The organism is Aurantibacter crassamenti (assembly GCF_016811105.1).
Taxonomy (GTDB): domain Bacteria; phylum Bacteroidota; class Bacteroidia; order Flavobacteriales; family Flavobacteriaceae; genus Aurantibacter_A; species Aurantibacter_A crassamenti.
In genome coordinates, this window is sequence record NZ_JAFBGM010000002.1 from 611,592 (window position 1) to 623,938 (window position 12,347).

14 protein-coding genes are annotated in these 12,347 nt (G+C 33.4%); 8 read left to right on the forward strand and 6 right to left on the reverse strand.

Annotated features, from left to right (window positions below; all coding sequences use genetic code 11):
• Positions 1 to 73: 73 nt before the first annotated feature.
• Complete coding sequence (gene prmC, locus JQC67_RS15265) at positions 74 to 922, reverse strand: peptide chain release factor N(5)-glutamine methyltransferase (protein WP_203253784.1); 849 nt, start codon at positions 920 to 922, stop codon at positions 74 to 76.
• Between the two features lie 124 nt (positions 923 to 1,046).
• Here prmC and ribD point away from each other — a divergent pair, with 124 nt between their 5' ends.
• Genes ribD through JQC67_RS15285 form a run of 4 tightly spaced genes read left to right on the forward strand, consistent with a single transcriptional unit; the run spans position 1,047 to position 4,155 of the window.
• A complete protein-coding gene (ribD, locus tag JQC67_RS15270) occupies positions 1,047 to 2,078 on the forward strand; it encodes a bifunctional diaminohydroxyphosphoribosylaminopyrimidine deaminase/5-amino-6-(5-phosphoribosylamino)uracil reductase RibD (RefSeq protein WP_238934844.1) in 1,032 nt (343 codons plus the stop codon).
• Complete coding sequence (locus tag JQC67_RS15275; protein WP_203253786.1) at positions 2,071 to 2,676, forward strand: HAD family hydrolase; 606 nt, start codon at positions 2,071 to 2,073, stop codon at positions 2,674 to 2,676. The genes ribD and JQC67_RS15275 overlap by 8 nt, the downstream gene beginning before the upstream one ends.
• Position 2,677: 1 nt before the next feature.
• Positions 2,678 to 3,541, forward strand: a complete 864-nt coding sequence (locus JQC67_RS15280) for a GRP family sugar transporter (protein ID WP_203253787.1) — start codon at positions 2,678 to 2,680, stop codon at positions 3,539 to 3,541.
• Positions 3,541 to 4,155 (forward strand): IMPACT family protein, encoded by a 615-nt coding sequence (locus JQC67_RS15285; RefSeq protein WP_203253788.1) that lies wholly within the window; start codon positions 3,541 to 3,543, stop codon positions 4,153 to 4,155. The genes JQC67_RS15280 and JQC67_RS15285 overlap by 1 nt, the downstream gene beginning before the upstream one ends.
• On the opposite strand, the gene JQC67_RS15290 is transcribed toward JQC67_RS15285, so the two are convergent.
• A complete protein-coding gene (locus JQC67_RS15290) occupies positions 4,141 to 4,554 on the reverse strand; it encodes an acyl-CoA thioesterase (protein WP_203253789.1) in 414 nt (137 codons plus the stop codon). The genes JQC67_RS15285 and JQC67_RS15290 overlap by 15 nt on opposite strands.
• A 205-nt stretch (positions 4,555 to 4,759) precedes the next feature.
• Here JQC67_RS15290 and dnaA point away from each other — a divergent pair, with 205 nt between their 5' ends.
• The 3 genes from dnaA to JQC67_RS15305 are packed head-to-tail and all read left to right on the forward strand — an operon-like array spanning position 4,760 to position 7,382.
• A complete protein-coding gene (gene dnaA, locus JQC67_RS15295; protein WP_203253790.1) occupies positions 4,760 to 6,184 on the forward strand; it encodes a chromosomal replication initiator protein DnaA in 1,425 nt (474 codons plus the stop codon).
• A gap of 27 nt (positions 6,185 to 6,211) precedes the next feature.
• Positions 6,212 to 6,655, forward strand: a complete 444-nt coding sequence (locus JQC67_RS15300; protein WP_203254500.1) for a low molecular weight protein-tyrosine-phosphatase — start codon at positions 6,212 to 6,214, stop codon at positions 6,653 to 6,655.
• Between the two features lie 4 nt (positions 6,656 to 6,659).
• Positions 6,660 to 7,382: an SAM-dependent methyltransferase gene (locus JQC67_RS15305; RefSeq protein ID WP_203253791.1), complete on the forward strand. Its 723-nt coding sequence runs from the start codon at positions 6,660 to 6,662 to the stop codon at positions 7,380 to 7,382.
• Positions 7,383 to 7,440: 58 nt separating this feature from the next.
• On the opposite strand, the gene JQC67_RS15310 is transcribed toward JQC67_RS15305, so the two are convergent.
• From JQC67_RS15310 to dapF, 4 genes are all read right to left on the reverse strand, one after another.
• Positions 7,441 to 8,082: a hypothetical protein gene (locus tag JQC67_RS15310; protein WP_203253792.1), complete on the reverse strand. Its 642-nt coding sequence runs from the start codon at positions 8,080 to 8,082 to the stop codon at positions 7,441 to 7,443.
• A gap of 143 nt (positions 8,083 to 8,225) precedes the next feature.
• Positions 8,226 to 9,269, reverse strand: a complete 1,044-nt coding sequence (mltG, locus tag JQC67_RS15315; protein WP_203253793.1) for an endolytic transglycosylase MltG — start codon at positions 9,267 to 9,269, stop codon at positions 8,226 to 8,228.
• Positions 9,269 to 9,790, reverse strand: a complete 522-nt coding sequence (locus JQC67_RS15320; RefSeq protein ID WP_203253794.1) for a GNAT family N-acetyltransferase — start codon at positions 9,788 to 9,790, stop codon at positions 9,269 to 9,271. Before JQC67_RS15320 ends, mltG begins: the two co-directional genes overlap by 1 nt.
• Positions 9,787 to 10,563 (reverse strand): diaminopimelate epimerase, encoded by a 777-nt coding sequence (gene dapF / locus JQC67_RS15325; RefSeq protein WP_203253795.1) that lies wholly within the window; start codon positions 10,561 to 10,563, stop codon positions 9,787 to 9,789. Before dapF ends, JQC67_RS15320 begins: the two co-directional genes overlap by 4 nt.
• Positions 10,564 to 10,812: 249 nt before the next feature.
• Between dapF and JQC67_RS15330 the strand changes: the two genes are divergently transcribed.
• Complete coding sequence (locus tag JQC67_RS15330) at positions 10,813 to 12,213, forward strand: S1C family serine protease (protein ID WP_203253796.1); 1,401 nt, start codon at positions 10,813 to 10,815, stop codon at positions 12,211 to 12,213.
• Positions 12,214 to 12,347: the final 134 nt, after the last annotated feature.

Genomic DNA, 12,347 nt, shown 5'->3' on the forward strand with positions numbered 1-12,347 from the left:
CTCGCGTGTTACATCAAGAATTTATTTTATAGTAATAACTCCAATTAAATTAAGATGAAAGCTACTAATATTCTCACTTTATCGATTTCATCATCCGGTCATTTCCAAAAATATCTTTTCGCAGTTCAATATCTTGAAAATTATTTGCTTCTAAAAGTTGTTGTGTTTCTTTCGCTAAGTATTGGTTAATTTCAAAATACAATTCACCACTATCTTTTAAATTTTGGGTGGCGAAGGAAACAATATTTTCATAAAAAATTAATGGTTTTTCATCTGCAACGAACAGAGCCAAATCAGGCTCATGCGCTAATACATTTTGAGCCATTTCTTTTTTCTCTAATTCTCGCACATAAGGTGGATTAGAAACAATAATATCAAACTTTTCATCGATAGCCACTTTATTTAAAATATCAGCCAATATAAAAGTTACTTCAACTTCGTTCAAGGTCGCATTACTTTTTGCAACAGCTAAAGCGGCATCAGAAATATCTAAACCATAAATTTTTGATTTAGGAAGATTCTTCGCCAATACAATTGCAATACATCCGCTACCTGTACCAATATCAAGTATATTTAATTCTTCTTTATTATTTACTGATCCATCAATAATCCACCGCACCAATTCTTCTGTTTCTGGTCTTGGTATGAGTACATTTTCATCCACAAGAAAATCCATCTCCATAAAATTTGTCTGCCCAATAATATATTGAATAGGATGATTCAATTTTAACTTTGCCAAACCTTCAAAAAGTGGTTGTTCATCTGCCTTTGAAATTACAATATCAGGTTGCAAAGCCAAAACAAAACGTTCGAAATTTAGGTGATGCTCAATAAGTATGTAAAAAAAACTAGCTACCTCTTCTTTTCCATACAGTGCATCTAATTCTAGATGGAAGATATTTTTTATTTCGCGAAGTAGCATATTTTATTCTATTTTCTGTTGGCAATTACTCCTAAAACAGTATTCAACCAACCTTCTAATTTGTATTTATAAATCGCAAAATTTAATATTCTATTTTTGCGAAGTGAATATACACACAAAATACATGTTGCGCTGCATTGAATTGGGCAAAAACGGATTAGGAAGTACCTACCCTAACCCAATGGTTGGTAGTGTAATTGTTACTAACAACACTATTATTGGTGAAGGCTTCACTAGCGCATATGGTGGTAATCATGCAGAAGTAAACGCAATCAATTCAGTAAGAGATAAATCACTTTTTGAAAGTGCTACTATCTATGTAAGTCTTGAGCCTTGTTCGCATTATGGTAAAACACCACCATGTGCTGATTTAATAATTAAAAATAAAATTAAAAAGGTAGTAATTGGTTGTCTTGACCCACATGAAAAAGTAGCCGGAAAAGGAATACAAAAATTGCGTGATGCTGGTTGCGAAGTTGAAGTGAAAATTTTAGAAAAAGAATGCCGCGAGCACCACAGACGATTTTTAACTTTTCATGAAAAGAAACGCCCTTACATCATTTTAAAATGGGCAGAAACTTTAGATAGTTTTATTGCGCCAGATAAAAATTTGCGAAATAAGAATTCAGAACCCTTTTGGATTACTAATAAAAAATCGAGACAACTAGTACATCAATGGCGTGCTGAAGAACACGCAATTTTAGTTGGCACTAATACGGTAACAGAAGATAATCCGAAATTAAATGTGCGAGATTGGGAAGGTAATTCACCTATTAGAATTGTTATTGATAAAGACTTAAAAATTGCAAAAGACTTTAATGTTCTTGATGGTAGTGTTAAAACATTAGTTTTAAATTCTAATTTAGAAACTTCATCCTCAAACGAGATGATTGAGTACTTGAAAATTAATTTTGCAAATAATCTTACTCAAGAAATTTGCACAGCACTTTATCGTAAAAATATAGTTAGCCTAATTGTAGAAGGAGGTGCAAAAACTTTACAAACCTTTATTGATGCTAACATCTGGGATGAAGCCAGAATATTTAAAGGAAGTAACAATTTTGAAAAAGGATTAAAAGCTCCCACTTTAAATGGAAATAAACATAGTGAACAAAAAATAGTACATGACACTTTAACCACATACCGAAATGATTAAAAACATCATCTTTGATTTTGGTGATATATTTATCAATCTAGATAAGCAAATAGTTTTTCGAGAAGCTGAACGGTTTGGGGGCACTGCAGAACGAATGCCTCAATTGCAAAAAATTAATAATGAATTTGAAGTGGGCGCAATATCACCAACCGAATTTGTTTCTGCTTTGCAAGAGGTCTATCCAAAAGCAAGCACATTAGAAATTGAAAATATCTGGAATGGTATGTTATTAGATTTTCCAGATTACCGACTTGAGTTCATAACCAAATTAGCAGGTGAGAAAAAATATCGATTGTTTTTACTGAGCAATACTAATGCAATGCATATTCCATATTTAGCTAAAAAATGGGGTTATGAAAAGTATAATGAATTCAAAAATTGTTTTGAAAAATTCTATCTATCTCAAGAGATTGGCATGCGCAAACCGAATGCAGAAATTTTTGAATTTGTACTTAATGAAAATGGATTAATCGCAGAAGAAACTTTCTTTATTGATGATACCAAAGAAAATACAGATGCAGCTGAAAAACTTGGAATTCACTGCTGGAATCTTCAAGTTGGAAAAGAAGATATAATAGATTTAAAATCGAAATTATAACATGCTTGATTTAGCACTTAGCGTATTTTTTGCAAGTCTAATTTTTGTGATTTTTAAGCTATTTAGTATTTATAAAGTTGAAACACTTTATGCAATTATTACCAACTATATTGTGGCCAGCATTTATGGTTTTACACTTTACAAAGGTACAGTTACACCTATAGAAATTCCAGAAAAAAAATGGTTCTTAGGCACTTTAATTTTAGGGGTATTATTTATCGTGGTCTTTAAGTTAATGGCGGCCACTGCACAAAAAGTTGGAGTATCTGTCGCCTCTGTTTCCACTAAAATGTCTTTGGTAATACCAGTAATTTTTGGCGTACTTGTTTATAATGAAGAACTCGGAGGACTTAAAATTTTAGGAATTATTCTTGCATTAGCATCCGTATATTTTACTTCATTTAAAGAACAGTCTTTAAATGTTAAGCGTACAAGTTTGCTATTACCGTTTCTTGTTTTTCTAGGTTCTGGCATAATTGATACCACACTAAATTTCATGCAAGAAAAACATATTCAGGAAGCAGAGTTACCTTTATTTTCAGCAACCATTTTTGCATTTGCCGCAACAACCGGAATTGTATTTATTGCAATCAAGACCTTCAAAACACCGTTAAAAGTAAATTATAGAAATACAATTGGCGGCATTGCTTTGGGTGTAATAAACTATTATTCTATATTCTTTCTTATGCGTGCCTTACAAAATGACACTTTAAACAGCGCATCTATTTTCACAATAAATAATGTTGCTATAGTAATGTTTTCAACTTTACTAGGCATTCTATTATTTAAAGAACACTTGAGTATAAAAAACTGGGGTGGTATTGTTTTAGCTATAATTAGCATTCTATTAGTTGCACTATTTTAATGAGTACTACCACAACTAAATATAAAACCATACTAAAACCTTCAGAAGAGATTCTTTATAAGGATAAGAAAAGTAAGTTTTACGGTTATACCTTTCCGATACAATCAGAAGATGAAGTAAAACCAATAATCGAATCCCTTAGAAAAAAGCATCATACAGCAAATCATGTTTGCTATGCATGGCAACTTGGTATTGATGATATTCGATATAGGGCTAATGATGATGGTGAACCTAACAATTCAGCTGGCATGCCAATTTATGGGCAAATACAATCTTTTGAAGTCACAAATATTTTAGTGGCGGTTGCACGAATCTTTGGAGGTACAAAACTAGGTGTAGGTGGTTTAATAAGTGCCTATAGAGAAACCGCAAAAATTGCTATACAAGAATCAAAAATTGTAGAAAGAAAATTACTAAATCATTATAAAATACAATTTGAATATTCTGAAATGAATCAAGTAATGGCGTTCATAAAAAAATTACAACTAGAAATTAGTTCTCAAAAAATGGATAACAAATGTGAAATCTGTTTTTCAATAGAAAGAGAAAATGAAAATCAAATGCTCAAACAGATTGCTTCGTTACATAAAATAAAAGTGTCAAAACTGGACTAACTCCTTTATTTTTTCAAGCACATAATCAGGGCAAGCAGTAGGTCTATTTGTCTTCATGTCAACAAATGCCAGTACCGTGTTCGCAGTGACCAATAATTCTTTTTGTTCATTGAAAATTTTATAGTCAAATTCTATCTTAACAAACGGCACTTTTTTAAGAGTGGTCTGTACAGTTAGCAAGTCATCATAGAGGGCTGGTTTTTTAAAATCAATTTGCATTGAGACAACGGGTAACATTACACCGTTTTCTTCCATAGTTCTATATGATACGCCCAGGTCTCGCAGCCATGCTACCCTACCCATTTCTAGATATTGTGCATAATTTCCGTAATAAACGTACTTCATTTGGTCCGTTTCAGCGTAACGAACATGAAAAGAAATTTCTTTAAAATTTGTCATTATAGGGGTAAATACTTTATATTTAAGAAGTAACAAAATGTGGCTCCTGAACTTGCAAAAAAAAAAGCGAAAAATCAACCCCCCTTTCATTTTTTTTTTAATTTATTTGTTCACATATTTGTCAACCCTAAATAAGCAAGGAACTTACCGAACTTAGACCAGCAAAACTTAATCACTAACCAGAGAAAAGAGAGAACACTATCACATGAATGTAACTGCAAAATCGGTGTGGGCCAATTGTTTGACGTTTATACAAGACAACATACAACCACAAGCATTCAAGACGTGGTTCGAACCTATTAAGCCGGTCAAGCTTTCAGATAACGCACTTAGTATTCAAGTACCTAGTAAATTTTTTTACGAATGGCTTGAAGAGCATTATGTAAAACTTCTAAAAGTTGCCTTAACCAAAGAGTTGGGTGAAACCGCCAAATTAGTGTACATCATAAAGATGGAAAACACTTATGGGAATCGAGAACCATTTACTGAAAAAATTCCAAGTTCAAACAGGGCCACTATGAGTCCGCAAGAAATGGATGTGCCAATTAAATCGAAAAACCCGGAATTAAAAAATCCGTTTGTTATTCCTGGCATACGAAATATTAAGATTGAATCGCAACTCAATCCGAATTACAACTTTGATAATTTCTTAGAAGGTGATTCAAACCGATTAGCACGTTCAGCAGGTATGGCAGTTGCCAATAAACCTGGTGGCACATCATTTAATCCGTTACTCGTTTTTGGTGGAGTTGGCTTAGGTAAAACTCACTTGGCTCATGCTATTGGTGTAGAGATAAAAGATAAATATCCTGAACGTACGGTTCTTTATATTTCAGCTGAGAAATTTACACAACAATATATTGAGTCTGTTAAAAAGAATACTCGTAATGATTTTATTCATTTCTATCAATTAATTGATGTTTTGATAATTGATGATGTACAGTTTCTTTCTGGCAAGTCAGGTACACAAGATGTATTTTTTCACATCTTCAATCATTTGCACCAGAATGGCAAACAAGTAATTCTAACTTCAGACAAAGCACCTGTTGATATGCAAGATATTGAGCAACGCTTATTATCTCGTTTTAAATGGGGCTTATCTGCAGAATTACAAACACCTGATTACGAAACAAGAATTTCTATCCTTAAGAATAAATTATATCGTGACGGTGTTGAAATGCCAGATGATATTATTGAATATGTTGCTAAGCACATTAAAACCAATATTCGAGAACTAGAGGGTGCTATAATTTCTTTAATTGCACAATCATCTTTCAATAAAAAAGAAGTCACTTTAGAACTTGCTCAGCAAGTAGTAGAGAAATTTGTTAAGAATACGAAACGTGAAGTTTCTATAGATTACATACAAAAAGTGGTTTCTGATTATTTCGAAATGGACGTTGCTACTTTGCAATCAAAAACTAGAAAAAGACATATTGTTCAAGCTCGTCAGTTAGCTATGTTTTTTGCAAAAAAATATACAAAAGCATCGTTGGCAAGTATTGGATCACAAATAGGTAAACGAGATCACGCCACTGTTCTACATGCATGTAAAACAGTTGACAATCTTGCTGAGACTGATAAACAATTCAGAAAATATATTGAAGACCTTACTAAAAAACTGTCTTAAACCATTTTGAAGCGCACTAAAATTTTAATGGTGTGTTTAGGAAATATCTGTCGGTCACCTTTGGCCGAGGGTATTTTGAAAAACAAGGTAGCCCCAGAAAAAGTATTTGTTGATTCAGCTGGTACTGGTGGCTACCACATTGGTTTAAAGCCAGACAGCCGATCAATTGATGTTGCTCAAAAATATGGCATTGACATAAAGGATCAACGTTGTCGTAAATTTTCAATCGCTGATTTTGAAGAATTTGACATGATTTATGTCATGGACAAAAGTAATTATCAGAATATAATCAATTTAGCATATACTGAAGCTGACAAACAGAAAGTACAATTACTTTTAGAAGTTTTAGGTGAAGGATCAAAAGAAGTACCCGATCCTTATCACGATAAGGCTGATGGTTTTGAAAAAGTTTTTCATATGATTGATGAAGCGTGCACTAGTATCGCAAATGATTTGAATACACAGGAATAAATAGATGGCTAAACCAAAGGATCACCCAGGTAAATTATATTTAATTCCAAGTATTTTAGGAGATAATGAACCTCTAGAAGTACTACCAATCTCAATTAAAGGAGCGATTGAGGCCATCGACTACTATATAGTAGAAAACGAAAAGTCTGCACGACGATTTATCAAAAAGATAAGTCCCAGAAAATCTCAAGATAAATTAAAAATTGAATCGCTTAACAAATTTACAGAAGCAGCGGCAATACCTACTTTTTTACAGCCTTGTTATGATGGTTATGATGTAGGAATCATTTCTGATGCAGGTTGCCCAGGAATAGCAGATCCAGGTGCTGCAGTTGTCAATATTGCGCATGAAAATAATATTCAAGTAGTGCCGATGGTTGGCCCTTCATCTATTTTACTAGCCATGATGGCAAGCGGATTTAATGGTCAAAACTTCGCCTTTAATGGCTACTTACCTATTGAAAGTGCTGACCGTAAAAAAGCAATTAAGACTTTTGAACGCAACTCCAAAGAATTGCAACAATCACAGATATTTATTGAAACACCTTATAGAAATGACAAGTTGCTACAAGAATTAATAAAAACCTTAGCATCCAACACTAAATTGTGTATTGCTTGTGACATTACATTACCCACTGAGCAAATTGCAACAAAAACCATTGCAAACTGGAAACATGCGAAATGGGAACTTCATAAAAGGCCCGCCATTTTTATAATTCACGCATAAAAAATCCCCTGATTACATGGCAGTAGAATCAGGGGACATTCAATTAAATATGAGTAATTTATATTTTTGGCACTTTCGGGTTACGTACTGGTGATACATGTGAAACATCATACCCAGAAAACTTACGCATATAATGACTCATTGATGTACCATACGTATCTTCAAAATCAATGGCTCCGTAAGATCTTAGATATTTTTTCACATTTCCAGGTCCTGCTAAATGTGCTGCAGCTAAAATACCTGATTCAGTAACTTCTACACCTGCAACGTACTTACCTTCAAAACGTGCAATATCTCTTCTAAGAATCCATTTGTTTCGAGCAATATTGGTCTGAAAAGCCTCTTCTTGCAATTTTGGATTATTCAAAAAGCGAGTTGCATTATAGACACCCATTAATTGTAAGGTACCAATACCAAATTGGTACTTACCTAAATAACCTAATGTATTGGTTGTAAAGTAATTTCCTTGTGATTCTTTAAAAGCTAAAGCCTCACGAAAACCAATAAAAGAAGTTCCTAAAAAAGGTGGTGCAATCATAAATAAATCAAGATTCACCTCTTCCCTCTTAGGGTAATCGACCACCATAGGTTCTGTAACCTTAAGTGATTCTGGTACTTTTACTTCCTTTGGTGTAAACCCGTAACTCACTAAAACTAATACTACTACCAGAGGAATAACCCAATTAATCCACTTTTTCATAGTTCTTTTCTTTTGTTAAACAAGAATAAAATCTTGCTTAACTATGAACTTACAAAGATACTCCTCCAAGCCATGATCAAGTTGAAGGCTTTGTTAAAATCACCTAATTTTAGTTAAGAAGCGGTTAAAATCCGTCAATTTGCCTATCTATTGATTTTTTGTGCATTTATCCAACGGATATATTGCTCCTTATTTCGGTTGTGCTGTGCCATACTTTTCGCAAATTTATGATAACCGAAATCTTCAACATTTGCTACCATATAAAGATAATCATGTTTTTCAGATGACAAAACAGCATCTATAGCTGAAATATCAGGCATTGCTATGGGTCCTGGCGGAACCCCTGCATATTTATATGTATTATAAGGTGAATCTAATTCCAAATCTTTATAAAGAACTCTTTTAATGACGATACTAAAGTCATTAGCATGTTTTTTAATCGCATAAATTACTGTTGGATCAGCTTGTAATAGCATTTTTCTACGCAATCTATTAAGGTACAAACCTGCCACACGAGGTCTTTCATCAACTTTCGCTGTCTCTTTGTGTACAATTGAAGCCAAAGCCACTACTTCTTTTGGCGTTAAGCCTAACTTTTTTGCTTTAGCTTTTCGATCATCATTCCAAAAACGATTGAATTCTACCACCATTCGATCCCTAAATTTTTCAGCGGAAGTATTCCAAAAAAATTCATAACTATTAGGAATATACGGTACTATCTCGTTTCCATTATCAAAACCTTTATTCCTAAGAAAACTAGCATCTTTAAAAGCATTAAGCAGCGAAACACTATCTGCTTCAATCTGAACTGCGATTCGTCCTGCAAGCGATTCTAATGTTTCTTGATTGTTAAAAGCAACTTTAACTGGAATATTACCACTACGCAGCGCTCCAATAATTTCATTATTGTTCATTCCTTTTTTAATAGCATACTTTCCGCCTTTAATATTTGTTGCGTAACCCTTACGGTCAGCAGCTTGTTCAAAAGTTTCTAAATCCTCAATTAGTGGAGTGAGCACTTCTTTCACATCATTAAAAGTATCATCTGACTTTATAAATACATAAGCTTCATCATTGTTGAACTTCGTATTCGGGTTAAAAAAGGCACTATAAACCTTATATGCAAATAGCCCACCACCAACCAAGCCAGCTAAAACAATAAAAAGTAAAATTTTTCTGATATACATTATCTATTAATCTTTTGAAGTAATATTTCGTTTTTAAAACTACCTAATGAAAAATTCCAATCTTTTTTAACGCCCACTTCTTCAAATCCCATTTTCTTAAAAAGCTGTATACTAGGAACATTATCACTTGTGACATTGGCGTACAATTGATGCAAATTTAATGTTTCATATGCGTAATTAGTCATCAATTGAATGGCTTCAGTACCAATACCTCTATTCCTGTTTTCAGTTTGCAATATAACAATACCCACACCAGCCCTTTTGTTTTTTGGGTCAAAATCAAAAAGATCAATAAGGCCTAATAATTTACCCGAGTTTTCGCAAATACATAAGCGCAATTGTTTCACATCATAAATATCGCGATGTGAATTTTCTAAATAAAGCTGAAGCACGTGCCTTGAATACGGAGTAACTGTACCACTAACCTCCCATAAATCTGTATTATTTTCTAACTCATATAGAAAATCAAGATCCATTGGTTCTAGAGCCCTTAAGTAAATATTCTCTCCTTTTAAAGTCATATTTCAACAAAGCCTTTAAAAACTTGTTCTGCAGGGCCAATTAACCATATATTTTTATATCCTTCATTTTCAACCTCAAATCGAACTTCAAGATTGCCTCCTAAAACTTCAATTTTAGCCACATTACCTTTGAGTTTATCTGATTGATGCATTGCTAATACCACTGCAGTAACACCTGTTCCGCATGCTAAAGTTTCATCTTCTACTCCCCTTTCATAGGTTCTAACAGCGAAAACGGCATCTCCTTTTTGTTCTACAAAGTTGATATTACTTCCTTTTTGTCCATAAAGTCCGTACCGTAATTTTTTTCCTTCTGCAAATACATTATATCCATCTAAATCAGAAACCAACTGCACATGATGAGGTGAGCCAGTGTTTAAGAAATAATAATCTGGTTTTTGTCGAATTTGATTTACATCACCCATTTGCAGACTCACCTGACTATCTTGTATAGTGGCATGATGTTTTCCGTCAGTGGCAATAAATGTAGTTTCATTTTCAATAAGCTCTAAAAATTTAGCAAATGCAACGATGCACCGGCCTCCATTGCCACACATACTACCCTCTGCTCCATCGGCATTAAAATAAACCATTTTAAAATCTAAGGCAGCATCGTTTTCTAATAAAATGAGACCATCAGCACCAATACCAAACTTTCGATCGCACAAACGTGCAACTAATTGTTTGTCGTTCTTCGGAAATTTTTCATCTCGATTATCGAACATGATAAAATCATTTCCGGTTCCTTGGTATTTAGAAAATTGAAATTGCATGAGCTTTAATTGTAGAACAAAGATATAGAACTCCTTTTGAGTTTTTGATAGTGATAATGTTTTTTGACAAATGTGTATTATTATATTCTTTTTATAAAGAACAAAATTATGCCAAAGTCATATTCTACAAAGCCCCATTCAAAATTTATTAAGGTTTTTTTAGCAGTTAAAAAGTAGTTAAAGCAAAATCAGTCCATATATAAAATTGGTAAGTTTGTATGTACCAAATAAAATAATAAGATACATACTATGAAAAAAATTGGAAGCATGTTCTTGGTTTCGCTTTGTGCAGGAGCCATAACATTAGGAGCTTATAAACTGTTTTTTGAACAACCTAACTTTTCTGTAGTTACTGAAAATGATGGCTTTAGCACCTTTAACACTAGCTACACTCCTACCTCTGCGAAAGGATCAGGAATTAATGATGTTGATTTTACCATTGCCGCTGAAAACACAGTTAATGCTGTAGTACACGTTAAAAACGTAACTGTAAGTGCAGGCCCGAGTAGTATTAGAGACTTTTTCTATGGATCAGGTGGGTCACAACGAGCACAAGTAGGCACTGGATCTGGGGTTATCATTGCACCTGACGGATATATTGTAACTAATAATCATGTTATTAAGAATGCCAGCAAACTGCAGGTTACCTTAAATAATAATAAAACATATGATGCTGAATTAATTGGTGCCGATCCAAATTCAGATATCGCTTTAATTAAAATTGAATCAGACATAAAGTTACCTTATTTAGCTTTTGGTGATTCTGATAATACAAAAATTGGCGAATGGGTTTTAGCTGTAGGCAACCCGTTTAACTTAACCTCTACAGTTACTGCAGGAATAGTTAGTGCCAAAGCAAGAAATTTAGACACAAGAAGGAATAATCAGTCATTTATACAAACAGATGCCGCTGTAAATCCTGGAAACAGTGGTGGTGCATTGGTAAATACAAACGGAGATCTTGTAGGTATTAATACTGCTATAAGTTCACAAACGGGATCTTATGTTGGTTATTCATTTGCAGTACCTAGTAATATTGCTAAGAAAGTAGTTGAAGATATTATGGAGTTTGGCAATGTACAAAAAGGTATAATTGGAATTAAATCGGTTCCCATCAACACCCCATATGCTATAGAAAAAGGCATTAGTGATATTGATGGCGTGTACATTGACGGTGTTGAAGAAGAAACTGGTGCAGCAGAGGCTGGTTTAGAACGAGGTGATATCATCAAAAAGATAGATAATATTAAAGTGACCAAATATCCTGATTTAACGGGCTACCTTTCAACTAAAAGGCCTGGTGATGAAGTAGAAATCACATACGAAAGAGATGGTGACTTAGTTACTGTACCTGTAAAAATCATAAAACGGCAAACAACAATTTTACCTGTAATGAACATTGAAGTTAAAAATCTCAATGAAAGAACCAAGAAAAAATATAGAACAGAAAAAGGGGTTTTAATTACAGGAGTGCCTGAAACTTACAGAGGTTACGGCCTTGAAGATAAAGTAATGATTGCTGTTGATGATGAAGAAATTGATGATATTCAAGAAGCACGTGATTTATTTGGTGCTATTTCTAAATATGGTAGAACAAGTATCACTCTATTAAATAAAGATGGTGAACGTGAGCGATTAATATTTCAATAAGAGCACAACTAGAATAAAAAAGGCGTTCTAAAATTTAGAACGCCTTTTTTAATTCATTACTATATTTGTGAATATATTTTAATACAAAAGATAACTCACTCCATCTTGTATTTAGTTAAACAGTAAGTAAAATT